The sequence below is a fragment of the Curtobacterium sp. PhB130 genome (assembly GCF_003755165.1).
In the GTDB taxonomy this organism is placed as follows: domain Bacteria; phylum Actinomycetota; class Actinomycetes; order Actinomycetales; family Microbacteriaceae; genus Curtobacterium.
This window is the reverse complement of record NZ_RKII01000006.1, coordinates 102488-124464: the sequence shown is the minus strand read 5'-3', so window position 1 is coordinate 124464 and position 21977 is coordinate 102488. Positions and strand designations below refer to the sequence as shown.

General features: G+C 70.9%; 23 protein-coding genes. 15 read left to right on the top strand and 8 right to left on the bottom strand.

Annotation, left to right across the window (positions count from 1 at the left end):
• Positions 1–73: 73 nt before the first annotated feature.
• The 3 genes from EDF24_RS00680 to EDF24_RS00670 all read left to right on the top strand — a co-directional run bounded on the left by EDF24_RS00680 (position 74) and on the right by EDF24_RS00670 (position 2165).
• On the top strand, positions 74–355 hold the full coding sequence (locus tag EDF24_RS00680) for a hypothetical protein (RefSeq protein ID WP_123656321.1): 282 nt from the start codon (positions 74–76) through the stop codon (positions 353–355).
• Between the two features lie 137 nt (positions 356–492).
• The gene (locus EDF24_RS00675) at positions 493–1101 is read left to right on the top strand and encodes an FABP family protein (RefSeq protein ID WP_123656320.1); all 609 of its coding nucleotides are present in this window, start codon (positions 493–495) and stop codon (positions 1099–1101) included.
• Entirely contained in the window at positions 1101–2165 is a 1065-nt protein-coding gene (locus EDF24_RS00670; protein WP_123700806.1) for a folate-binding protein YgfZ, read from the top strand. Before EDF24_RS00675 ends, EDF24_RS00670 begins: the two co-directional genes overlap by 1 nt.
• A gap of 17 nt (positions 2166–2182) precedes the next feature.
• On the opposite strand, the gene EDF24_RS00665 is transcribed toward EDF24_RS00670, so the two are convergent.
• Positions 2183–2956: a class I SAM-dependent methyltransferase gene (locus EDF24_RS00665; RefSeq protein ID WP_123700805.1), complete on the bottom strand. Its 774-nt coding sequence runs from the start codon at positions 2954–2956 to the stop codon at positions 2183–2185.
• Between the two features lie 43 nt (positions 2957–2999).
• Here EDF24_RS00665 and EDF24_RS00660 point away from each other — a divergent pair, with 43 nt between their 5' ends.
• Positions 3000–3746 carry a phosphoglyceromutase gene (locus EDF24_RS00660; RefSeq protein ID WP_123700804.1) on the top strand — a complete coding sequence of 249 codons (747 nt, stop codon included), beginning with the start codon at positions 3000–3002 and terminating at the stop codon, positions 3744–3746.
• A 64-nt stretch (positions 3747–3810) separates the two neighbouring features.
• Here EDF24_RS00660 and EDF24_RS00655 read toward each other — a convergent pair whose 3' ends face one another.
• Both EDF24_RS00655 and phoU read right to left on the bottom strand, forming a co-directional pair.
• Complete coding sequence (locus EDF24_RS00655) at positions 3811–4350, bottom strand: AAA family ATPase (protein WP_123700803.1); 540 nt, start codon at positions 4348–4350, stop codon at positions 3811–3813.
• Between the two features lie 66 nt (positions 4351–4416).
• The gene (gene phoU, locus EDF24_RS00650; RefSeq protein ID WP_123656315.1) at positions 4417–5076 is read right to left on the bottom strand and encodes a phosphate signaling complex protein PhoU; all 660 of its coding nucleotides are present in this window, start codon (positions 5074–5076) and stop codon (positions 4417–4419) included.
• A 156-nt stretch (positions 5077–5232) separates the two neighbouring features.
• Here phoU and EDF24_RS00645 point away from each other — a divergent pair, with 156 nt between their 5' ends.
• Both EDF24_RS00645 and EDF24_RS00640 read left to right on the top strand, forming a co-directional pair.
• Positions 5233–6399 carry a cell wall metabolism sensor histidine kinase WalK gene (locus EDF24_RS00645; protein ID WP_123700802.1) on the top strand — a complete coding sequence of 389 codons (1167 nt, stop codon included), beginning with the start codon at positions 5233–5235 and terminating at the stop codon, positions 6397–6399.
• The gene (locus EDF24_RS00640) at positions 6396–7076 is read left to right on the top strand and encodes a response regulator transcription factor (RefSeq protein WP_123656313.1); all 681 of its coding nucleotides are present in this window, start codon (positions 6396–6398) and stop codon (positions 7074–7076) included. Before EDF24_RS00645 ends, EDF24_RS00640 begins: the two co-directional genes overlap by 4 nt.
• Before the next feature lie 95 nt (positions 7077–7171).
• On the opposite strand, the gene EDF24_RS18960 is transcribed toward EDF24_RS00640, so the two are convergent.
• A complete protein-coding gene (locus EDF24_RS18960) occupies positions 7172–7783 on the bottom strand; it encodes a hypothetical protein (protein ID WP_185021528.1) in 612 nt (203 codons plus the stop codon).
• 146 nt (positions 7784–7929) lie between these two features.
• Between EDF24_RS18960 and EDF24_RS00635 the strand changes: the two genes are divergently transcribed.
• From EDF24_RS00635 to rlmB, 4 genes are read left to right on the top strand one after another with little or no spacing between them, the layout of a single operon-like run.
• Positions 7930–8412 (top strand): CarD family transcriptional regulator, encoded by a 483-nt coding sequence (locus EDF24_RS00635; RefSeq protein WP_017888066.1) that lies wholly within the window; start codon positions 7930–7932, stop codon positions 8410–8412.
• Between the two features lie 22 nt (positions 8413–8434).
• The gene (ispD, locus tag EDF24_RS00630; protein WP_123700801.1) at positions 8435–9670 is read left to right on the top strand and encodes a 2-C-methyl-D-erythritol 4-phosphate cytidylyltransferase; all 1236 of its coding nucleotides are present in this window, start codon (positions 8435–8437) and stop codon (positions 9668–9670) included.
• A gap of 33 nt (positions 9671–9703) precedes the next feature.
• Complete coding sequence (cysS, locus tag EDF24_RS00625) at positions 9704–11113, top strand: cysteine--tRNA ligase (protein WP_123700800.1); 1410 nt, start codon at positions 9704–9706, stop codon at positions 11111–11113.
• A 22-nt stretch (positions 11114–11135) separates the two neighbouring features.
• Positions 11136–12146: a 23S rRNA (guanosine(2251)-2'-O)-methyltransferase RlmB gene (rlmB, locus tag EDF24_RS00620; protein ID WP_123656310.1), complete on the top strand. Its 1011-nt coding sequence runs from the start codon at positions 11136–11138 to the stop codon at positions 12144–12146.
• Positions 12147–12251: 105 nt separating this feature from the next.
• Here rlmB and EDF24_RS00615 read toward each other — a convergent pair whose 3' ends face one another.
• Both EDF24_RS00615 and EDF24_RS00610 read right to left on the bottom strand, forming a co-directional pair.
• Positions 12252–13562, bottom strand: coding sequence for a DUF4032 domain-containing protein (locus tag EDF24_RS00615; protein WP_123700799.1), 1311 nt, complete (start codon positions 13560–13562; stop codon positions 12252–12254).
• Between the two features lie 119 nt (positions 13563–13681).
• Entirely contained in the window at positions 13682–14782 is a 1101-nt protein-coding gene (locus EDF24_RS00610) for an ABC transporter ATP-binding protein (RefSeq protein WP_123656308.1), read from the bottom strand.
• A 279-nt stretch (positions 14783–15061) separates the two neighbouring features.
• Between EDF24_RS00610 and EDF24_RS19605 the strand changes: the two genes are divergently transcribed.
• Positions 15062–16018, top strand: a complete 957-nt coding sequence (locus EDF24_RS19605) for a thioredoxin domain-containing protein (protein WP_123700798.1) — start codon at positions 15062–15064, stop codon at positions 16016–16018.
• A 35-nt stretch (positions 16019–16053) separates the two neighbouring features.
• On the opposite strand, the gene EDF24_RS00600 is transcribed toward EDF24_RS19605, so the two are convergent.
• Positions 16054–16947: a neutral zinc metallopeptidase gene (locus EDF24_RS00600; protein ID WP_123700797.1), complete on the bottom strand. Its 894-nt coding sequence runs from the start codon at positions 16945–16947 to the stop codon at positions 16054–16056.
• Between the two features lie 132 nt (positions 16948–17079).
• On the opposite strand from EDF24_RS00600, the gene EDF24_RS00595 reads away from it, so the two are divergent.
• Together EDF24_RS00595 and EDF24_RS00590 are read left to right on the top strand one after the other, a co-directional pair.
• The gene (locus EDF24_RS00595) at positions 17080–18225 is read left to right on the top strand and encodes a glycerol dehydrogenase (RefSeq protein WP_123656305.1); all 1146 of its coding nucleotides are present in this window, start codon (positions 17080–17082) and stop codon (positions 18223–18225) included.
• A 24-nt stretch (positions 18226–18249) separates the two neighbouring features.
• Positions 18250–19191 carry a 2-deoxy-5-keto-D-gluconate 6-phosphate aldolase domain-containing protein gene (locus EDF24_RS00590; RefSeq protein ID WP_123700796.1) on the top strand — a complete coding sequence of 314 codons (942 nt, stop codon included), beginning with the start codon at positions 18250–18252 and terminating at the stop codon, positions 19189–19191.
• A gap of 31 nt (positions 19192–19222) precedes the next feature.
• Here EDF24_RS00590 and EDF24_RS00585 read toward each other — a convergent pair whose 3' ends face one another.
• Positions 19223–19921, bottom strand: coding sequence for an NAD(P)H-hydrate epimerase (locus EDF24_RS00585; protein ID WP_243698208.1), 699 nt, complete (start codon positions 19919–19921; stop codon positions 19223–19225).
• 34 nt (positions 19922–19955) lie between these two features.
• Here EDF24_RS00585 and EDF24_RS00580 point away from each other — a divergent pair, with 34 nt between their 5' ends.
• Positions 19956–20744, top strand: coding sequence for an alpha/beta fold hydrolase (locus tag EDF24_RS00580; protein ID WP_123700795.1), 789 nt, complete (start codon positions 19956–19958; stop codon positions 20742–20744).
• A gap of 198 nt (positions 20745–20942) precedes the next feature.
• Complete coding sequence (locus tag EDF24_RS00575; RefSeq protein ID WP_123700794.1) at positions 20943–21974, top strand: aldo/keto reductase; 1032 nt, start codon at positions 20943–20945, stop codon at positions 21972–21974.
• Positions 21975–21977 lie beyond the last annotated feature (3 nt).

Sequence of the window (21977 nt, the reverse complement as noted above, 5' to 3'; positions counted from 1 at the left end):
AGTGGGAAGACGTCGTGGAGACATCCTAGTGATGCCCGACAAGTGTCCCCGACGCGCCTGCAATGATGGGGTGGTGACCGAGCCCGTCCCGCCCGCAGACCAGCGCCGCCTGAAGCTGACGTCGGTGCTGCCCGTCTGGCTGCTCTCGATCCTCGGCGCCGTGCTCGTCCTGACCCTCACCGAGAAGGACTCCTTCGCGTGGCTGCTCCTGGTGTTCGTGGCGTCCGTGCTCGTCAGCTTCGTGCTGCAGCTCATCACCGCGACGAAGGACGGCCTGGTCGAACGGATCAGCATCGCCTCGTCAGGGTCCTTCGTCGTCGTGCTCGTCACCGCCGTGGTGCTCCTGGCGCGTTGAGCCGCTCCGCGTAGACTCGGCGGCATGGATTCGCTGCTAGCGCTCGAGCTGTTCTACGTCGGTCTCCTCGGCCTGGCCTCGCTCGCGATCGCGTTCGTCTCGGTGACGGTCGTCGTGAAGCTGTTCAAGGGTCAGCGTTGATCGAACTGCCGGAGGGCCTCGCCCCCGAACTCGTCCCCCTGTCCTGGCTCGTCGGCGTCTGGGAAGGCACCGGCGTCGTCGAGTACCCCGTCGGTGAAGGTGACGAACCCGACGTCCGGAACTACGAGTTCGGCCAGCGCGTGAGCTTCAGCCACGACGGCCTGCCGTACCTCAACTACTCCTCGACGACGTGGCTCCTCGACGAAGCGCACACCCCGCTGGCCGCGGAGATGGGCTACTGGCGTCTGGACCGGCCGTCCGAGCCCGGTGACCGCGGGCCGGCGATGCTCCTCGGCGAGGGCACCGTGCCGTTCACCACCACCCAGAGCGTCGAGGCGCTGCGCAACACGAACGACGGCTTCGACGTCGAAGCCGCGATCATCCACCCGACCGGCGTCAACGAGCTCTACGTCGGGCAGGTCCGGAAGGGCCGCATCGACCTCGCCACCGACGCCGTGATGCGCTCCGTCAACGCGAAGGACTACTCCGCGGCGACCCGGCTGTACGGCCTCGTCGAGGGCAAGCTCTTCTGGGCGTGGGACATCGCCGCGCTCGGCCGGGAACTCACCTCCCACGCCTCGGGGCAGCTCGCGAAGGTCGACTGATGTCGGCGTTCTCGGCGCGCGACGGGTTCGTGGCGTCGGACCTCGGTCCGGCGGCGCACTTCGGCAACCCGCTCGGTGAGCAGCGTGCACTCGCGGACGGCCGTGCCGTCGTGGAGCTCGGCCTCGGCGTCGTGACCGTCACCGGTCCGGACCGGCTGTCCTGGCTCAACTCGATCACGTCGCAGCTGCTCCTCGGACTGGCGCCGGGTGTCAGCACCGAGACGCTCGTCCTCGACCAGTCCGGCCGCGTCGAGCACGCCGCACGGGTCGTCGACGACGGCACCACCACCTGGCTGCTGACGGAACCGGCCGACGCCGCCCCGCTCGCTGCGTGGCTCTCCTCGATGCGCTTCATGCTCCGCGTCGAGATCGACGACCGCTCGGCCGCGTTCGTGACCATCGGCTCGTTCGGGGACGCTCGTGTCGACGACGCCGTCGTCGAGTGGGTCGACCCGTGGTCGTCCGTCACGCCCGGTGGGTGGGGCTACGCCAGCCTGGAGGCACATCCCGGCTCCGACTGGACCCTGCGGATCGCGGTGCTCGAGTCCACTGCCGCGGTCACCCTGGCCGCGTCCGACCGGCCCGCAGCGGGGCTCCTCGCGTTCGACGCCCTGCGGATCGCCGCGTGGCGTCCGGTCCTCACCGACATCGACGAGCGGACGATCCCGCACGAGCTCGACTGGCTCCGCTCCGCCGTGCACCTGAGCAAGGGGTGCTACCGCGGGCAGGAGACCGTCGCCAAGGTCCACAACCTCGGGCACCCGCCCCGCCGCGTCGTGATGCTGCACCTCGACGGCTCCGACGCGGTCCTGCCGTCTCCCGGCACTCCGGTGACGCTCGACGGCAAGGACGTCGGGCGGCTCGCCGCGTCGGCCATCCACCACGAGCTCGGCCCGATCGGGCTCGCGGTCGTGAAGCGCTCCCTCGACCCCGCCGCCGTGCTGACCCTCGCGGTGGACGACGTCGTCGTGACGGCGGCGCAGGAGACCATCGTCCCGCCGGAGGCCGGCGCGACCGCCAACGTCCCCCGACTCCCGCGCCTCGGAGCCGTCAAGCGCTCCTGAGCGGTCGCACGGCGGCGTCAGCCCGGGGCGACAGCGGACCAGGGGACGCTGAGCTCGCCGAGGCGCCACCGCGTCGTGCCGTGCAGCACCGGCCAACCCCGCTCCCGCATGCCCGCGACCGCCGCGAGCCACCGCTGCCGGGGCCCGTACGTGCCGAGCGGCGCCGCGATCGCCCACGCCAGGTCGAGGTCGCGCAGGAAGTCGTGCACGCGCTCGCCGGGGACGTTCCGGTGGATGAGGGCCTTCGGCAGCCGCTCCGCCACGATGCTCGGCACGTCGAGGCCGGCGAGTCGCAGCGACACCGTGAACGTGTGGGGTTCGCGGTCGTCGAGCGTGACCCACGAGGCGACACGTCCGACCTCGTTGCACGTGCCCTCGACGAGCGCACCGCCGGGCTGCAGACGGTCCTGCATGATCCGCCAGGACCCGACCACCTGGGACTCGTCGTACTGGCGCAGCACGTTGAACGCCCGGATCACCGCGGGGCGACGACCACCGGGTGTGGGGGTCTCGAAGCCGCCGAGCCGGAACGTGACGCCGTCCCGGGTGCCGGCGTTCGCCAGGGCCACGCGCGAGGGCTCGATCTCGATCCCGGTGACCTCGACGTCGGGTCGGACGCGGGCGAGCCGGTCCCGGAGCTCGAGCGTCGTCGTCGGGCTGGCGCCGTAGCCGACGTCCGCGACGAGCGGGTCGTCGGTCCGGCGGAGTGCCGGGAGCGATGCGATCCACCGGTCCACACGACGGAGCCGGTTGTACCCGGTCGTGCCGCGCGTGACGTTCCCGATGGGCATCCCCCAAGGGTAAAGGGCGCACGACGCTCGGTAGACTTCGACCATGACCTCCACGCTCGTCCTGCTCCGTCACGGCAACAGTGACTGGAACCAGAAGAACCTGTTCACCGGTTGGGTCGACGTCCGGCTCTCCGAGCTGGGCGAGAAGGAGGCGAAGCGCGCCGGCGAGCTCATCGCCGAGTCCGGCATCGTCCCCGACGTCCTGTACACCTCGCTCCTGACCCGTGCGATCCAGACCGCCGACATCGCCCTGCTCGAGGCCGACCTCGCATGGCTGCCGGTGAAGCGCGACTGGCGCCTCAACGAGCGTCACTACGGCGACCTGCAGGGCAAGGACAAGGCCCAGACGCTCGAGCAGTACGGCGAAGAGCAGTTCATGGAGTGGCGTCGCTCGTTCGACGTCCCGCCGCCCCCCATCGCGGACGACGCCGAGTGGTCGCAGCACGGTGACCGCCGCTACGCCGACCTCGGCGACGCACTGCCCCGCACCGAGTCGCTCAAGCTCGTGATCGAGCGCCTGCTGCCCTACTGGGAGTCCGACATCACGAAGGACCTCGCCGCGGGCAAGACCGTGCTCGTCACGGCGCACGGCAACTCGCTCCGCGCGCTCGTGAAGCACCTCGACGGGATCTCCGACGACGACATCGCCGGGCTCAACATCCCCACGGGCATCCCGCTCGTGTACGAGCTCGACGACGACTTCCGTCCGACCGGCCCGTCGCGCTACCTCGACCCCGAGGCCGCCGCTGCCGGTGCCGCCGCCGTCGCCGCGCAGGGCGCCAAGAAGTAACAGCTGGAACGTCCGAACGCCCCGCCCGGGTCACCGGGCGGGGCGTTCTGTGTCGCAGCGGTGCTCAGACGAAGTGCGACGCGATCTCCTGCACGAGCTGGCCGACGTCGTAGGACCGCGTCGTGTCCACCCGGACGACGGGCCCCAGGCCGATCGGCCCCGCGGTGGGGCCGTGCTCGTCCCAGAACGCCAGGATGTCCGTCAGGTCGCCGTGCACCTCGTGACGCACGGGCGAACCCGGGTCGTACCGGTCCGTCAGCCGCTCCACGGCGGTGGCGTGGTCGACGTCGCACCACACCTCGACGGCGCGCGGCGACCCGGCGGAGGCGAGCCCGGCCTCCAGGAAGGCGCGGTCACGGGACGGCAGCCAGACGGCGTCGAGGACGACCCCGTGCTCCACCGCTCCGGCCATCGCCCACATCGTGGTCATCGCGATGGCGCCGAGCGGACGCGAGGCGATCATCGGGCCGGCGATGTCCGCCAGCGGTTCCTTGATGCGGTCCTTCGAGAGGAACGGGCAGCCGAGCACCTCGGAGAGGGCGGCACCGACCGTGCTCTTGCCGGAACCGGGCATGCCGTTGACGATGATCGCGACCTGGGCCATGCACCGATCCTCGCAGAAACGACGACAGCGGCCGGACCCCGAGGGGCCGGCCGCTGTCGGGACGTGTCAGACGCTGGCGTTCGCGCCGGCCCAGTCACCCGTCGCCAGGTACTGCACCTTCTTCGCGATCGACACCGCGTGGTCCGCGAACCGCTCGTGGTACCGGGACGCGAGCGTGGCGTCCACGGTGTCGACCGGGGCACCCTTCCACGTCTCACCGAGCACGAAGTCGAAGACGCTGGCGTGCAGCTCGTCCACGGCGTCGTCCTCGTCCCGGATCTCCTCGGCGAGCTGGATGTCCTCCGTCGCGAGCAGGCGCGTGAGCTTCTGCGCCATCGCGACGTCGTGCTCACCCATCTTCTTGAAGGTGCCGCGGAGGCCCTTCGGGACGACCTTCTCCGGGAACCGCTGGCGGGCGAGCTGCGCGATGTGCTCGGCCATGTCGCCCATCCGCTCGAGCGACGAGCTCACGCGGAGCGCGGTCACGACGACACGGAGGTCGCGGGCGACCGGTGCCTGCCGCGCGAGGATGTCGATCGCGATCTCGTCCAGGCTCTGTGCGGCCTCGTCGATCTTCGCGTCGTCGGCGATCACCTCGTCGGCGAGGGCGACGTCCGACTCGGTGAACGCCTCGGTCGCCCGGGTGATCGCGGACTCGACGAGCCCGGCGATCTCGGTCAGACGCTCCTGGACGTCCTGGAGTTCCTGCTGGAACACTTCGCGCATGGGGGATGGCCTCTCTCTGCGTACCGGGAGAGTGTCGAGTGCCCAGGTGAACGAACGGTGACCTGGGACTGAACGCTTCGCGATGGTCTGCGGCAGTGCTCGGGAACCGGGGTGAACGGTGCCGGAACCCCGCGTGTCCACTCCTACACTGACGGCATGGACAACGCGTGGCTCGTGCCACTGTCGATGCTCCTCGGCGGGGTCTTCGGCGCGGGTGTCGTCGGGCTCATCATCACGGCCGAGCGCACGGCACGGGCAGCTGACGTCGCCGAGCGCACCCTGCCGGACGGCGTCGCGGCGGTCATCGCCACGATGCACAACCCCGCCGTGGTCGTCGACCCCTCGAACACCGTCGTCGCCGCGTCACCGCAGGCGCTCACGGTCGGGCTGGTCATCCGGCGCCGACTCGTGCACCAGGAGCTCCTCGACCTGGTCGACCGGGTGCGTGCCAGCGGAGAGATGGGCGCGGAGGACCTCGAGCTGCCGCGCGGACGTCGCGGGGAGCTCGTCGGGTACCTCAGCTTCCGGGCCGCCCAGCTCGGGAACCGGTACGTGCTCCTGACCGCCGACGACCTCACCGAGTCCCGGCGGATCGACGAGGTCCGCCGGGACTTCGTCGCCAACATCTCCCACGAGCTGAAGACCCCGATCGGCGCCATCGGCCTGCTCTCGGAGACCCTCGTCGCCGCGGCGGACGACCCCGACCACGTGCGGAAGTTCGCCGGGCAGCTCATCACCGAGTCCGAGCGGCTCGGCGCCCTGACGAAGGACATCATCGAGCTCTCCCGGCTGCAGTCCGTGGACACGCTCGACTCCAGCGAGGAGATCTCGATCGACAAGGTGGTGCAGGCCGCCGCCGACGCGAACGAGGTCGTCGCACGCGCCCGGGACATCGAGCTCGTCCGCGCGAAGAAGTCGAAGCTCCGGGTGATGGGCGACCCCGGGCTCCTGCAGGTCGCGGTGTCGAACCTCATCGCGAACGCCGTCAAGTACTCCCCGGACCACACCCGTGTCGGTGTCGGCGTCCGGAGCGCCAAGGGGTTCGTCGAGATCGCGGTGACCGACCAGGGCGTCGGGATCCCGGAGGCGGACCTCGACCGGGTGTTCGAACGGTTCTACCGCGTCGACCCCGCACGGTCGCGAGCCACCGGCGGCACCGGCCTCGGGCTCGCGATCGTGAAGCACGTCGTCGGGAACCACGGCGGTGACGTGCGCGTCTGGTCGCAGCCCGGCAAGGGCTCGACCTTCACGATCCGCCTGCCCGAGGCGGACACCGAACTGACCACAGCACTCGAAGAGCAACGGGAAGAGCAGCCATCGTGACCAAGATCCTCATCGTCGACGACGAGCCGGCCCTGAGTGAGCCCCTGGAGTTCCTCCTGCAGCGGGAGGGCTACGAGACCGCCGTCGCTGCCGACGGCGTCACGGCACTGTCGAAGTTCGACGCCGAGAACCCCGACCTCGTCCTCCTCGACCTGATGCTGCCGGGGCTCTCCGGCACCGAGGTCTGCCGGCAGATCCGCACGCGGTCGAACGCGCCGATCATCATGCTGACGGCGAAGGACTCCGAGGTGGACATCGTGGTCGGGCTCGAGCTCGGCGCGGACGACTACGTGACGAAGCCGTACTCGACCCGGGAGCTCCTCGCCCGGATGCGCGCGGTGCTGCGGCGTCGCACCGAGGACGACCCGGCGGACAGCGGCGTGCTGCAGGTCGGCGGGATCAAGATGGACGTCGAGCGCCACACGGTGTCCGTCGACGGGTCCGAGACGCCGATGCCGCTCAAGGAGTTCGAGCTCCTCGAGCTGCTGCTCCGGAACGCCGGTCGTGTGCTCACCCGCGGGCAGCTCATCGACCGGGTGTGGGGGTCGGACTACTTCGGCGACACGAAGACGCTCGACGTGCACATCAAGCGGATCCGTTCGAAGATCGAGCGGGTGCCCTCGGCGCCAGAGGTCCTGGTCACGGTGCGCGGTCTCGGGTACCGGATCGAGGCATGAGTCGCGTCCACGGCTGAACCGACCGGAGGCCCGGTGCGAGTCCGTGGGACTCGCACCGGGCCTCCGGTCGGTTGCGTCTGGTGCGCCTGCCGTGCCTAGCCGGCGGGGGTGGCGGTCGCGCTGTCCGTCGGCGTGGCCGACGGGGTCTCGACGGGGAGCGTCACCGTCGGGGTGGGGGTCGGCGCGAGGGTCTGGTACTCCTCCTGCGCGCTGGTGAGGACCGGCACGCTCGCGGAGACGCCCTCGGCGCCCGGGTAGGAGAAGTAGACCTTGACGAGCGAGCCCGGTGCGATGTCCGCCCCGGCGAACACGACCTCGTCGGAGGTGCCGGCGCTGGTGCCCTGGGTCTCGGCGCCGCTCTGGACGCTCGACTCCGCGCTGCTCGAGTCGCTCGGCGAGTTCGCACCGAGGTCCACGTGGGTGTTCGCGGGGACGCGCACGGTGTCGGAGGCGTCGCCGACCTCGATCGTCACGGTCCGGCCGATGCCGCTGTTGTTGATCAGCGTGCCGACGAAGCGTGCGTCGTCGTCCTTGCCGTCCGAGATGATCAGCGCGTTGCGGACGTCGATCTTGCCCGTCGTGACGTTCACACCGTCGGTGATCTGCTTGATCTCCTTGGTCTGCGCCGGCGAGATGAACTCGCAGCCGGTTGCACCGAGCGCGATGGTTGCCGCAACGGCGACGGACACGAGTACCCGAGCTCGCAAGAGAATCCTCCGAAGATCACGATGCGCCGGCCGTCTGGTCCAGCACGCCCCCATCTTAGCGATCACCTGGGAGGGCTCGTGGTCAGGGTCCCCTTACCCGAATTCCGCTTGTGGTAAACTGAGTGTTGCGGAACGGAGCTTGATACATGCAATTCGAGGTCGGCGAGACCGTCGTCTACCCCCATCACGGGGCGGCAACCATCTCTGAAGTCAAGACGCGAGTCATCAAGGGCGAGGAAAAGGTCTACCTGAAGCTGCGTGTCACGCAGGGTGACCTGACGATCGAGGTACCGGCGGACAACGTCGACCTGGTCGGCGTCCGCGATGTGATCGGCAAGGAAGGCCTCGACAAGGTCTTCGAAGTGCTGCGTGCACCGTTCACCGAAGAGCCCACGAACTGGTCTCGCCGTTACAAGGCGAACCTCGAGAAGCTCGCTTCGGGAGACGTCATCAAGGTGTCGGAGGTCGTTCGCGACCTGTGGCGCCGCGACCAGGACCGCGGTCTCTCGGCGGGTGAGAAGCGGATGCTCGCGAAGGCCCGCCAGATCCTGATCTCCGAGCTGGCGCTCGCGGAGAAGACCGACGAGGACAAGGCATCCACCGTCCTCGACGAAGTCCTCGCATCCTGATCGTGCCCAGCCAGATCCGGGCGTGAGCACCAGCCACACGACGACCCCACAGACCCCAGCGGTCCGTGGGGTCGTCGTCGTTGCAGCGGGGTCGGGCACCCGGCTCGGGATGGGCACGGCGAAGGCGTTCGTCCCCGTCGCCGGGCAGGTGATGCTCGCGCGCGCGCTGGCGCCGCTGTTCACGCTCGCGTCGCCGACGTACGTCGTCGTGGTGGCACCGGCTGCGCTGCTCGCGTCGTGCCGAGAACTCGTCGGCGCCGTCGCCGGGGTCGCGGTCGGGTACACGGCGGTCGTCGCCGGCGGGGACGACCGTCACGCCTCGGTGCTGGCCGGTCTCGCGGCGCTGCCCGACTCCGTCGAGACGGTGCTCGTCCACGATGCCGCCCGGTGCCTGACGCCCGCGTCGCAGTTCGCCGCGGTGTTCGACGCCGTGGAGTCCGCAGGCGTCGGTGTCGTCCCGGCGCTCCCGGTCACCGACACGGTGAAGCAGGTGTCCGGCGACGCGGTCGTCGGCACCGTCGACCGGACCGCGCTCGTCGGGGTGCAGACGCCGCAGGGCTTCCCGCTCGCCGCGCTCCGGGATGCGTACGCGGTGTCGACGCAGTCCGAGACCGACGACGCCGGGGTGTTCCAGGCTGCCGGTGGCACCGTCCGGGTCGTCCCGGGGGACGCCGACGCGTTCAAGATCACGACGGCATGGGACCTGCAGCGGGCGTCGTCCATCGTGGCATCGCGGACCGGTGCCGGTGCCGGTGCCGGTGCCGGTGCCGGTGCTGGTGCCGCGGTGCCCGGGGTGCGGGTCGGGCTGGGCGTCGACGTCCACGCGTTCGATGCCGCATCGCCGTGCCGCGTCGGGCTGCTCGACTTCCCGGGGGAACCCGGTCTCGCCGGACACAGCGACGGTGACGCGGTCGCGCACGCGGTCTGCGACGCCCTGCTCTCCGCCGGCGGGCTCGGCGACATCGGCGGGCGCTTCGGCACCGCCGACCCGACGTACGCCGGGGCGACCGGGGACGTCTTCATCCGCGGCGCCGTCCGAGCCCTCGCCGACGCGGGACTGACACCGTCGTCCGTCACCGTCCAGGTGATCGGGAACCGTCCGCGCATCGGTGCCCGTCGCCTCGAGATGCAGGACGCGCTGTCCGCCGTCGTCGGGGCCCCGGTCGCGGTGTCCGGCACGACGACCGACGGGCTCGGCTTCACCGGCCGTGGCGAGGGGCTCGCGGCGATCGCGACGGCACTCGTCCACACCTCCTGAAACGCGTGCACGTCCCCGTCTAGGCTTGGGCGCGTGACCGTTCGCCTCTACGACTCCCGTGCCGCAGACGTCGTCGACCTCGTCCCCCTGGTCGACGGACACGTGAGCATGTACGTGTGCGGTCCCACGGTGCAGTCCTCGCCGCACATCGGGCACCTCCGTTCCGCCCTGGTGTACGACATCTGGCGCCGCTGGCTGACCTACCGTGGGTACCACGTCACACTCGTCCGGAACGTGACGGACATCGACGACAAGGTGCTCGACCTCGCCGCGGGCACCGACGAGCCCTGGTGGGCCCGGGCGTACCGCGTCGAGCTCGAGTTCAGCGCCGGGTACGCCGCGCTCGGCATCCTGCCGCCGACGTACGAACCCCGCGCCACCGCGAGCATCCCGCAGATGCAGGACATCATCGCCCGGCTCATCGAGCGCGGCCACGCCTACCCGGCAGCCGACGACTCCGGGGACGTCTACTTCGACACCGGCAGCTGGGCGTCCTACGGCGACCTGACCCGGCAGCGTCGTGAGGACATGGTCGAGGCCGCCGATGCCGACCCCCGCGGCAAGCGCGACGCCCGCGACTTCGCCCTGTGGAAGGGCGCCAAGGCCGGCGAACCGTCGACCGCGTCGTGGGACTCCCCCTGGGGAGCCGGGCGTCCGGGGTGGCACATCGAGTGCTCCGCGATGTCCCGGCGGTACCTCGGGCCGGCGTTCGACATCCACGGCGGCGGCCTCGACCTCCGGTTCCCGCACCACGAGAACGAGCTCGCCCAGTCCACCGCCGCCGGCGACCCCTTCGCGACGTACTGGCTGCACAACGGACTCGTGACCGTCGGCGGGCAGAAGATGTCGAAGTCGCTCGGCAACTCGATCTTCGCGGCGGACTTCCTCGGATCGGCCTCCCCGGTCGTCGTCCGCTACTTCCTCGGTGCCGCGCACTACCGCTCGACGATCGACCACCACGAGGGCTCGCTCGGTGAGGCCGAGGCGGCGCTCGACCGGATCGCCGGCTTCCTGGCGCGGGCGGTCTCGCGGCTCGAAGGGGTGTCCCTCGCGGACGCTCCCGGCGTCCCCGACGCGTTCGCCGCGGCGATGGACGACGACCTCTCGGTGCCCCAGGCGCTCGCGGTGCTGCACGAGACCGTGCGCGCCGGGAACGCCGCCCTGGACGCGGACGATGCGGAAGCGCTCGGGACCGCGTACCATCAGGTGGCCGCGATGGTGGAGGTGCTCGGCATCGACCCGCGAGCGTCTCACTGGTCAGGTGCCGGTCAGGACGCCTCTGCCGCACCGCTCGCCGCCCTCGTCGAACGCCTCGTGCAGGAGCGTTCGGACGCCAGGGCTTCGCGCGACTTCACCACGGCCGACCGCGTGCGCGACGACCTCGCCGCAGCGGGCATCACGATCGAGGACACCTCGTCCGGAACACGTTGGAGCATCGCGTAGCGCGGCGCTGAAGGAGTACATCATGAAGAACGTCTCGGGGAACCGGAAGGGCCGTCCCGGCGCCGTCCGTTCCGGACGCAAGGGCAACAAGCAGGTCGGCTCCGGCGGGCAGGGTGCGCAGGCACTCGAGGGGCGCAAGCCCACGCCGAAGGCCGAGGACCGCCCGTACCACCCCGCCGGCAAGCGCAAGGCCGCGAAGGAGCGCTTCGACGCCGCCCGCAGCCGCCACGGCGCGTCGAGCAGCCCGCAGAACCGCACGGGCCGCCCGCCGCAGCGCAAGACCGACGACTCCGAGCTGGTCACCGGCCGCAACTCGGTGCTCGAAGCGCTGCGCACGAAGACCCCGTCGACGACGCTCTACGTCGCCGCCCGGATCGAGGTCGACGACCGCGTCAAGGAGATCCTGACGCTCGCCAACCACCGCGGCGTGCCGATCATGGAGATCATGCGCCCGGAGCTCGACCGCATCACCGGGCACGACAGCGTGCACCAGGGCGTCGCGCTCAAGGTCCCCGCGTACGAGTACGCCGTCGCCGAAGACCTCGTCGAGCGCGCGTTCTCCCGCGACCAGGTGCCGCTCATCGTGGCCCTCGACGGCATCACCGACCCGCGCAACCTCGGTGCGATCATCCGGTCCACGGCGGCGTTCGGCGGCCACGGCGTCATCGTGCCGCAGCGTCGTTCGGTCGGTGTGACCGCGTCGGCGTGGAAGACCTCCGCCGGTGCTGCCGCCCGCACCCCGGTCGCGATGGCGCCGAACCTGACGCAGACCCTGAAGTCGCTGAAGTCGATGGGCCTCTTCGTGCTCGGCCTCGACGGCGACGGGGACGTGCAGCTCGACGCGCTCGAGCTCGCCGACCGTCCGATCGTGATCGTCGTCGGCTCGGAGGGCAAGGGCCTGTCCCGCCTGGTCACCGAGACCTGCGACGCGATCGTGTCGATCCCGATCTCCTCGGCGACGGAGTCACTGAACGCGGGCATCGCCGCGAGCGTCACCCTGTGGGAGGTCGCCCGGCGCCGTCGCGCCGAGTAGCCCAAGCCCGCCGCCGAGATCGCACTTCGTGTCGTCACCCCGTTCGGGAAGGCGACACGGAGTGCGATCTCACGTGTGGGGGGTCGGGCGTGGGGCGACGAGCGGTCAGACGTTCGCGCGCCAGTCCTCGGCCTCGTCGGACTCGTCGACGTCCCCGTCGGCGTCCACGATCGGGATCGGCATCGTGATCGACGAGGTCGGCGGGTTGATGAGCAGGCGCTCGTCCCGACGGTGCCGGAGCACGTCGTTGATGTAGGCCGTGGTCGCCTCGGGGAGTGAGACCGCACGTTCCTCCTGCTGGGACATGAACCAGCGGTGCTCGAGGAGCTCGTGGAAGACCTCGGCGGGCTCGAGCCGCCCGCGCAGATCCCGCGGGATCGCCCGGACGACGGGCTCGAAGACCTTCGAGACCCACTCGTGCGCGACCATCTCCTCGTCGAGCTCGTCGCGGCCGTTCCGGGCGCGGTAGGCATCGAGGTCGTTGAGCAGGCGACGTGCCTGGTTCTCACCCGCGTCGAGTCCGGTGAGCCGGAGCAGCCGACGCTGGTGGTGTCCGGCGTCGACGACCTTCGGCTGGATCCGGACCTCGCCACCACCGGGGGCCGCGTTGATCGACAGCTCCTCGATGTCGAACCCGAGGGCGTTGAGCCGCTCCACGCGGTCGTTGATGCGCCAGCGCTCCTTGGCGTCGAACTGCTCGGTGCCGGTCAGTTCCTTCCACAGCGTGCGGTACTGCGCGACGATGCGGTTCGAGACGTCCACCGCGTCGGCGTTCTCGTCGAGGCGCCCACCGGCTTCGAGGTCGAGGAGCTCGCCGGCGATGTTGACCCGCGCCACCTCGAGGTCGTTCTCGCGCTGCCCGTTCGACAGCCCGCCCGGGTAGAGCTTGCCGGTCTCGGCGTCCACCAGGTACGCGGCGAAGGACCCGGCGTCGCGGCGGAACAGCGTGTTCGACAGCGAGACGTCGCCCCAGTAGAAGCCGAGGATGTGCAGGCGCACGAGGAGCAGGGCGAGCGCGTCGACGAGCCGGGTGGCGGTGTCCGGGCGCAGTGTCTGCGAGTACAGCGCGCGGTAGGGGAGCGAGAAGCGCAGGTGCCGGGTGACGAGTACGGGGTGCAGCGGTTCGCCGTCCGCGCTGAACCGGTTCGTGATGACGGCGACCGGGTCCACGCACGGCACGTCCATCCGCTGCAGGGTGCGGAGCATCTCGTACTCGGAACGGGCGATCTCCTCGCCGGTCTCCTTCACGGCGACGACGTACCCGCCGAGGTGCACGAACCGGACCAGGTGCCGGGAGATGCCCTTCGGCAGCGCGACGATCGTCTCCTCGGGCCACGCGTCGAGGGGCAGGTCCCACGGCAGGTCGAGCAGACCGGGATCCACGGTGGCTGCGGTGATGGAGAGCGATTCGGGCACGGTGGGTCCTTCTGGCGGTGCGGGTACCGGCGGCGTGGGCCCAGGCCGCCGGTGCGGAACGACGAGAGCCCGCCACCCGCCCTTGTGAGGCGGGCGCGGGCTCCCGGGTGGTGCGCTTCCTAGGCGCTGACGACGGCCTTGTCGTCGAGACGCTCACCGGACTCGGAGTCGAACACGTGGACGTGGCCCTGCTTCGGGCTCACGACGATGGTGTCGCCGATCGAGGGGTGGTTGCGGCCGTCGACGCGGGTGACGATGTCGGTACGCGTACCGTTCACATCGGCGTGGCCGTACAGGTAGCCGTCGGCGCCGAGCTCTTCGACGACGTCGACGGTGACGGGGAGGCCTTCGCCCGAGTTCGAGACGATGATGTCCTCGGGGCGGACGCCGACCGTGACCGAACCGGAACGCGCGTTGCCGAGCGTGTCGCGGTCGACCGGGTGGTTGAGCGAGCCGAAGGTGATGCCGCCCTCGACCACGGAGGCCGGGAGCAGGTTCATCGCCGGCGAACCGATGAAGCCGGCGACGAACACGTTGTTCGGCTTCTCGTAGAGGTCGCGCGGGGTGCCGACCTGCTGGAGGATGCCGTCCTTGAGGACCGCGATGCGGTCACCCATGGTCAGTGCCTCGGTCTGGTCGTGCGTGACGTAGACCGTGGTGACGCCGAGACGACGCTGCAGCGAGGCGATCTGCGTACGGGTCTGCACGCGGAGCTTGGCGTCGAGGTTCGACAGCGGCTCGTCCATGAGGAACACCTGCGGCTGACGGACGATCGCGCGGCCCATCGCGACGCGCTGACGCTGACCACCGGAGAGCGCCTTCGGCTTGCGGCCGAGGTACTGCTCGAGGTCGAGGAGCTTGGCGGCTTCCTGCACGCGGGTGGCGCGCTCTTCCTTGCCGATGCCGGCGATCTTGAGCGCGAAGCCCATGTTCTCGGCGACGGTCATGTGCGGGTACAGCGCGTAGTTCTGGAAGACCATCGCGATGTCGCGGTCCTTCGGCGGGACGTCGGTGACGTCGCGGTCACCGATGCGGATCGCGCCGGAGTTGACCTCTTCCAGACCCGCGAGCATGCGCAGCGAGGTCGACTTGCCACAGCCCGACGGGCCGACGAGGACGAGGAACTCGCCGTCAGCGACGTCCAGGTCGAGGGAGTCCACCGCGGGGCGGTTGCCTCCGGGGTAGAGACGGGTTGCCTTGTCATAGGTGACGGACGCCATGAGCGTTCGGTCCTTTCTCCACCGGCAGGTACGTGCCGGACGATCCGAGTGAAGCGGTGTGCCCGTTGGGGCCCCGGATGGTCGCCGTCGACCATCGAGGTTCATACAACACGAGTTCTCCTGGGTGCGCCAGTGCCACTTTCCCCACGGACGGAAGCGGTCGGCGGACTCCCAGCGCTGATTGGGTGGTTCCCAGAGCCCCCCACTACGATCGTTCGGGTCCGTCCGCCGTGCGGGGGTGAGCGCGTGCGGACCCCGATCAGGAGGACCCGGAATCCCATGACGAACCGCCCCGAGGGTGAAGCCCGCGCCGAGCGGAACCAGCGCCGAGCAGCAGCACGCGAGCGCGCCCAGCGCGCCCGACTCCAGCACAAGCGCCGGCAGCGTGGTCTCCGCCTCGGCCTGCAGATCGGACTCGGCGTCGTGCTCCTCGCCGCCGCGACCGTCGTGACGCTCGTGCTCGTCGACTCGACGAAGCCCGCCGGTCCGGGCCCGTCGTCGATGTCGCAGGGCGGCATCACCATCGGCCAGGACCTCAAGGCCGTGTCCGGGGCCTCGTCCTCGACGCCGACGCCGTCGGCCACCGCCGGAGCCGACCCGGTGCGCATCACGATGTACATCGACTACCTCTGCCCGATCTGCGGCGACTTCGAGCAGACGAACAGCGACTACATCGAGGGGCTCCTCGACTCGGGCGCCGCGACGGTGGACATCCACCCGATCGCGATCCTGTCGAACCGCTCGCAGGGCACGAAGTACTCCCTGCGTGCCGCCAACGCCGCGGCGTGCGTGGCCGAGTCGTCGCCGGACCAGTTCTGGGCCGTGAACCAGGCGCTCTTCGCGAAGCAGCCGGAGGAGGGCACGGCCGGGCTCACCGACGCGCAGCTGACGAAGCTCGTCACCGGGGTGTCGGGCATCCGGTCGAAGTCGACCATCGCGAAGTGCATCGACGAGCAGCACTACGGCAAGTGGGTCGACGAACGCACCAGTGCGGTGACCGGGGGCGACATCCCCGGCTCGACGCTGACGGAGTTCCCGGGCACGCCGCTCGTGCTCGTGAACGGGCAGCGGTACGAGTACTCGCAGCCGTTCACCAACGACGAGTTCCGCACCTTCGTGATCACGGCCGCCGGCTCCGGTGAGGAGACCCCGACGCCGACGCCGACCCCGTCGGGCTCGGCGACGCCGACGCCGACGCCGACGTCGACACCGTCGGCTTCCGCTTCCGCCAGCTGATCCGGCCCGGCCCGGTCGGCCCGGCGTCGGCGCGGCTAGAGGGACGAGCCGGGGACGCTGAGCGTGTCGCAGGACGTCGCGCCCTGCTCGTACCCGCGCTCGAACCACCGCTGCCGCTGCGCGCTCGACCCGTGCGTGAACGAGTCCGGGTCGACGCGCCCGCTCGAGCGCTGCTGGATGCTGTCGTCGCCGACCGCGCTCGCGGCGGACAGTGCATCGGCGATCTGCGCGCGGGTGATCGGCTCGAAGAACGTCGTGCCGTTCGCGGACTTCGTCGTGGCCGCGTCCCCGACCCAGGCGCCGGCGTAGCAGTCCGCCTGCAGCTCGACGCGGACGCTGCCGGAGGACGCCCCGGTCCCGCTCCGGTCGGTGTCGGCGAACGTGCCCTGGAGCTGCTGCACGTGGTGCCCCCACTCGTGCGCGACGACGTACATCTGCGCGAGGGGACCGCCGGAGGACCCGTACTGCGACTGCAGGTCGTCGTAGAACGCGGTGTCGAGGTAGATCGCCTTGTCGGGCGGGCAGTAGAACGGGCCGGTCGCCGCGGATGCCGTCCCGCACGCGGTGTCCGTGGACCCGTCGAACAGGAAGAAGTCCGGGGAGGTGTACCCGATCCCGAGCTGGCGGCTCTCGGTCGTCCAGTACGTGTCCAGCGACTCCGCCGCGCCCTCCATCCGGCAGTCGATGCTCGCGTTCGCGTCCCGCCCGGTGCGGCACTCGGCGACCGGTGACGCCTCGGAGCCGGCGTCCTGGATCTGGGTCACGCCGCCACCGTCACCGACGAGTCCGCTGAGGTCGACGCCGGTGAACTGGGCGATCAGGAACACGACGACGGCCGCGACGCCGACACCACCGCCGGCGATCGCCGTGGTGCGCCCGCGCCGCTTGACCTTGCCGCCCCGCAGCTGGGAGTCGTCGTTGAACGTCATGCACCGAACCTACGGACGGATGGCACGTCGCGGTGCGGCGCCTCGGACGGATGTCGCGTTGTGGTGCGGCGCGTAGCGTCGCGGAGGACGGCACGAACCGACACCTGTCGCGCAACACGGAAGGAAGCAGCCATGCCCACCCCCATCAACACCGTGATGAGCCCCGCCCGCTACGTGCAGGGTCGTGATGCGATCACCCGGGTCGGCGAGTTCATCGCCCCGATCGGCACCAAGCCGCTCATCGTCGCCGACGACGTCGTGTGGGGGATCGTCGAGGCGAAGCTCACCGAGAGCTTCACGGCGGCCGATCTGCCCGTCGAGCGTGTCGGGTTCGGCCGGTTCGCCACCCCGGCGGCGGTGGACGAGCTCGTCGCGAAGATCCAGGAGACCGGCTCCGACGTCGTCGTCGGGCTCGGCGGGGGTTCGGCCATCGACGCGGCGAAGGCATCGGGCCACCTCGCCGGCATCCGCTGGGTCAGCGTCCCGACGGCGGCCTCGACGGACGCCCCGACCTCGGCGCTCGCGGTGATCTACTCCGAGGAGGGCGAGTTCATCGAGTACCGCCTCTTCCCGCACAACCCCGACCTGGTGCTCATCGACACCCAGCTCGTCGCGAACGCGCCCGTCCAGTTCCTGATCGCGGGCATCGGCGATGCCCTGGCCACCTGGGTCGAGGCCCGAGCCGCCAAGCGCGCGCACGCGGACACCATGGCCGGTGGGCTGCAGACCGAGACCGGCGTCGCACTCGCCGAGCTGTCGTGGACGCTGCTGCACGAGAACGCCCTGCAGGCCATCGAGGCGGTCAAGGCGAAGGTCGTCACCCCCGCGCTCGAGAAGGTCGTCGAGGCGAACACGCTGCTCTCCGGCCTCGGCTTCGAGTCCGGCGGCCTCGCCGCCGCGCACGCGATCCACAACGGGCTGACCGCCGCCCCGCAGGCACACGGCCTGGCCCACGGGCAGAAGGTCAACGTCGGCACCATCGCGCAGCTCGTGATGGAGGGTGCCCCGGCCGAGGAGATCGAGGACTTCGTCGTCTTCACCACGAAGGTCGGGTTGCCGAACACCCTCACCGAGATCGGGCTCTCCGTCGACGACACGACGGAACTCCGCGCGGTCGCCGAAGCCGCCACGGTCGAGACCGAGACCATCCACAACATGCCGTTCCCGGTCACGCCCGAGCTCGTCGTCGACGCACTCGTCGCGATCGAGGGGCTGTCCCGGTCGATCCGCGCCGCGCACGGCCTGCCGGAGCCCGTCCGGTACGTTGCGAAGCACTGAGGGCTGAGGGAGTAGCAACGGAGCATGCCCGTACTCGATGCAGCCCACCCCCTGTTCCTGTTCGCGATGGACCAGCGTTCGTCACTCCTCGAGCACACGTACGACGAGTCCGGCGGCGAACCGATCGACGAAGCCGAGGCCGAACGCGTCCGCGCCGGCAAGCAGCTCGTCTACCGCGGCGTCCTGACCGCGCTCGCCGCCGGTGCCGCGCGGGAGCACACCGGCGTCCTGGTCGACGAGCGGTACGGCGCGGACGTCGCACGACTCGCCAAGGACGCCGGCCTGCAGCTCGCGATGCCGATCGAGCGGTCCGGCCGCGAGTGGTTCGAGCTCGAGTACCGCGACGACTGGATGGCCCACGTCGACGCGTTCGACCCGGACTGGGTGAAGGTGCTCGTCCGCGACAACCCGTCGTTCGACGCCGATCGGCGCGCGCAGCAGGCGTCCGATCTGGCCGCCGTCGCGTCGGCACTGCACGACGCGGGACGGCCGTTCCTGGTGGAGCTGCTGGTACCGGGGACCGACGAGCAGCAGGCGTCCGTCGAGGACTACGACCGTGACCTCCGCCCCGACCTCGTCGTGCAGGTGCTCGAGTACCTGCAGGACCACGGGGTCGAGGCGGACGTCTGGAAGCTCGAGGGGCTCGACGCCCGGAGCGACGCCGAACGGGTCGTCGCCACGGCTCGGCGGGACGGCCGGGACGCGGTGCAGTGCATCGTCCTCGGCCGGGACGCCCCCGAGGAGCAGCTCGACCACTGGCTCCGCACGGCGGCACCGGTGGACGGGTTCGTCGGGTTCGCGATCGGCCGGAGCAACTGGGAGGAACCGCTCGAGGACGTCGTCCGTGAGCACCTCGACACCGAGGCAGCCGAGGGGCTCATCGCTGCGAACTACCGGCACTTCGTCGACACGTGGCTGGAGGCCAGGGGCGACGTCGAGCACGGCGTGGACGCCGGCGCGATCTGACCTCGGCGGCGGTCGGGCCGAACCGTGGCGGTCAGGTCCGGAACAGCGGCTCCACCGCGGCGAGGTCGCCGGCGATCCCGACGTCGACGAGCTCGATCCGTCCGGCGAGCGTGGCGGCCGGCCCCCGCAGGAGTCCCGCCTTCACCCCGCCGAACGTGACGGTGACGTCGGCCTGCAGCACGTGGTCGTCCGCGACGGCCCCGGTGTCCACGTCGATCCCGCTCGGCACGTCCACCGCGACGACGTACGGCGCACGCTGATCGCGGGCGAGCTCGCGGATCGCACCCACGACCTCGCGCGCCGGGGAGCGGAGCGCTGATGCTCCGGAGACCCCGATGCCGAGGATCGCGTCGAGCACCAGGTCCGCGCGGAGCGCGGCAGCGGTCGCGATCACCGCCGGTTCAGCCGGGTCGGACAGGAGGCTCGCACCGGCATCCAGCGCGGCCCTGAGGCCCGCCTCGTGGACACGTGAGCCGACACGGAGGATCTCCACGTGCCTCCCGGCCGATGCGAGGTGCGCACCGGCGAACAGGGCGTCACCGCCGTTGTCGCCGCTGCCGACCAGCAGCAGGACCGATCCCGGGCCGTCACCCGGTCGCTCCGCCGGGTCGTCGAGCAGTCGCCCGACGATCTCCGCCAGCCCCGCAGCGGCACGCTGCATCAGCGGCTCGCCCGCGTCGAGGTGCGGCCGTTCCGCCGCCCGGATCTGATCGCCGCCGTAGCCGTCCATGCGGGCCACAGTGCCCCGATACCCTGGGGACGCCATGTCACTCGTCCCCGCAGCACCCCAGCCCCGCGCCGTGATGTCGCCCGACGGGCAGCGCATCGCCACGTACGACTTCGGCGACCCGGACGCCCCCGTGGTGGTGGCCGTGCACGGTTTCGCCTCCGCAGCGGTGCTGAACTGGCACGCGTCGGGCTGGACCCGCGACCTCGTCCGTGCCGGGTACCGTGTCGTCGCGCTCGACCAGCGCGGGCACGGGGCGTCGTCGAAGCCGCACGAGCCGGGCGCCTACTCGATGGACCTGCTCGTGGCCGACGTCACCGCCGTCATCGACACGTACCTGCTGGACGACGTCGCGTTCCTCGGGTACTCGCTCGGCGCCCGCGTCGGGTGGCACACGGCGGAGCGGATCCCGGACCGGATCACCCGCGCGGTCTTCGGCGGGATCCCGGACGCCGACCCGATGCGCCGGGTGCGCGTCGACCAGGCGCGTGCGTACATCGCGGACGGCACGCCGATCGAGGACCGCGTGACGAACGGCTACCTGACGATGGCGGGGAACGTCGAGGGGAACGACCTGGCGGCGCTCGTGGCGATGGTCGAGGGCATGCGGAACAGCATCGAGCCGACGCCCGAGAACGCGCCGTCGCAGCCGATCCTGATGGCTGCGGGCAGTGAGGACGGCATCCGGGACAGCGCGGTGCGGTTGGCCGCTGCGGCGCCCGATGCCTCGTTCTTCGAGATCCCCGGCCGGAACCACTTCAACGCACCGACGTCGCGGGCGTTCCGGGAAGCGGCGATCGCGTTCCTGGGCGGAACCACGCGGTGACACCGTTCGGCGCGCCGACGAGCCGGGCGTTCCGGGAAGCGGCGATCGCCTTCCTGGGCGGAACCACGCAGTGACACCGTTCGGCGCACCGACGGGCCGGGCGTTCCGGGAAGCGGCGATCGCGTTCCTGTCCGAGACGCGCTGACGGGTACTGCGGGGGCCTCTCGGTCCCCGGGCCTCCGGCGTAGCGTCCGCGGCATGGAATACAGACTCCTCGGGAACAGCGGGACAGCGGTGTCCTCCCTCACCCTCGGCACCATGACGTTCGGCAGCGAAGCCGACGAACCCACCTCGCACACCATCATCGACACGTTCGTCGAGGCCGGCGGCACCCTCATCGACACGGCCGACGTGTACTCCGGCAACGAGTCCGAGCGCATCATCGGGCGGTGGCTCGCAGCGCACCCGACCGAGGCCCAGCAGGTCGTCCTCGCGACGAAGGGCCGCTTCCCGCAGGGCGACGGCCCGAACGACCTCGGGCTCTCCCGCCGGCACCTCCGTGTGGCGCTCGACGCGTCGCTCGACCGGCTCGGCGTCGACCACATCGACCTCTACCAGATGCACGCGTGGGACGCCCTGACCCCGATCGAGGAGACCTTGCGCTTCCTCGACGACGCCGTCTCCGCCGGGAAGATCGGCTCCTACGGGTTCTCGAACTACCTCGGCCACCAGATCACCAAGGCCGTGTACGAAGCGAAGGCACACCACTTCGCGCCGCCCGTGACCCTGCAGCCGCAGTACAACCTGCTCGTCCGTGACATCGAGCACGAGATCGTCCCCGCCTGCCTCGACGCCGGCATCGGACTGCTGCCGTGGTCGCCGCTCGCCGGTGGCTGGCTGTCCGGCAAGTACCAGCGCGACGAGGCCCCGACCGGCTCGACGCGGCTCGGCGAGAACCCGCAACGCGGCATGGAGGCGTGGGAGGCCCGGAACAGCGACGAGCGCACGTGGGAGGTGCTCGACGTGCTGTCCGGGGTGGCCGAGGCGCACGACGCGTTGCGGTCCCAGGTCGCCCTGGCGTGGCTGCTCGCCCGGCCCGCCGTGACCAGCGTCATCCTCGGCGCACGCACCGTCGAACAGCTGTCGGACAACCTCGGCGCGGCCGACCTCGTGCTCGACGACGCCGAACTGCAGGCGCTGACGGACGCCAGCGCACCGCGCATCGACGACTACCCGTACGGCACCGCCGGTGTCGCACAGCGGGAACGCAAGATCCGCGGCGGTCGCTGAGGT

Bases quoted from the DNA above. Each gene is read 5' to 3' on its own strand.
- EDF24_RS00665 (WP_123700805.1), bottom strand. From the start codon at position 2,956: ATGCCCATCGGGAACGTCACGCGCGGCACGACCGGGTACAACCGGCTC.
- rlmB (WP_123656310.1), top strand. From the start codon at position 11,136: ATGAAGAACGTCTCGGGGAACCGGAAGGGCCGTCCCGGCGCCGTCCGT.
- EDF24_RS00595 (WP_123656305.1), top strand. From the start codon at position 17,080: ATGCCCACCCCCATCAACACCGTGATGAGCCCCGCCCGCTACGTGCAG.
- EDF24_RS00660 (WP_123700804.1), top strand. From the start codon at position 3,000: ATGACCTCCACGCTCGTCCTGCTCCGTCACGGCAACAGTGACTGGAAC.
- phoU (WP_123656315.1), bottom strand. From the start codon at position 5,076: ATGCGCGAAGTGTTCCAGCAGGAACTCCAGGACGTCCAGGAGCGTCTG.
- EDF24_RS00580 (WP_123700795.1), top strand. From the start codon at position 19,956: ATGTCACTCGTCCCCGCAGCACCCCAGCCCCGCGCCGTGATGTCGCCC.
- EDF24_RS00610 (WP_123656308.1), bottom strand. From the start codon at position 14,782: ATGGCGTCCGTCACCTATGACAAGGCAACCCGTCTCTACCCCGGAGGC.
- EDF24_RS00645 (WP_123700802.1), top strand. From the start codon at position 5,233: ATGGACAACGCGTGGCTCGTGCCACTGTCGATGCTCCTCGGCGGGGTC.
- EDF24_RS00655 (WP_123700803.1), bottom strand. From the start codon at position 4,350: ATGGCCCAGGTCGCGATCATCGTCAACGGCATGCCCGGTTCCGGCAAG.
- EDF24_RS00575 (WP_123700794.1), top strand. From the start codon at position 20,943: ATGGAATACAGACTCCTCGGGAACAGCGGGACAGCGGTGTCCTCCCTC.
- EDF24_RS00600 (WP_123700797.1), bottom strand. From the start codon at position 16,947: ATGACGTTCAACGACGACTCCCAGCTGCGGGGCGGCAAGGTCAAGCGG.
- EDF24_RS00635 (WP_017888066.1), top strand. From the start codon at position 7,930: ATGCAATTCGAGGTCGGCGAGACCGTCGTCTACCCCCATCACGGGGCG.
- EDF24_RS00670 (WP_123700806.1), top strand. From the start codon at position 1,101: ATGTCGGCGTTCTCGGCGCGCGACGGGTTCGTGGCGTCGGACCTCGGT.
- EDF24_RS19605 (WP_123700798.1), top strand. From the start codon at position 15,062: ATGACGAACCGCCCCGAGGGTGAAGCCCGCGCCGAGCGGAACCAGCGC.
- EDF24_RS00590 (WP_123700796.1), top strand. From the start codon at position 18,250: ATGCCCGTACTCGATGCAGCCCACCCCCTGTTCCTGTTCGCGATGGAC.
- EDF24_RS00585 (WP_243698208.1), bottom strand. From the start codon at position 19,921: ATGGACGGCTACGGCGGCGATCAGATCCGGGCGGCGGAACGGCCGCAC.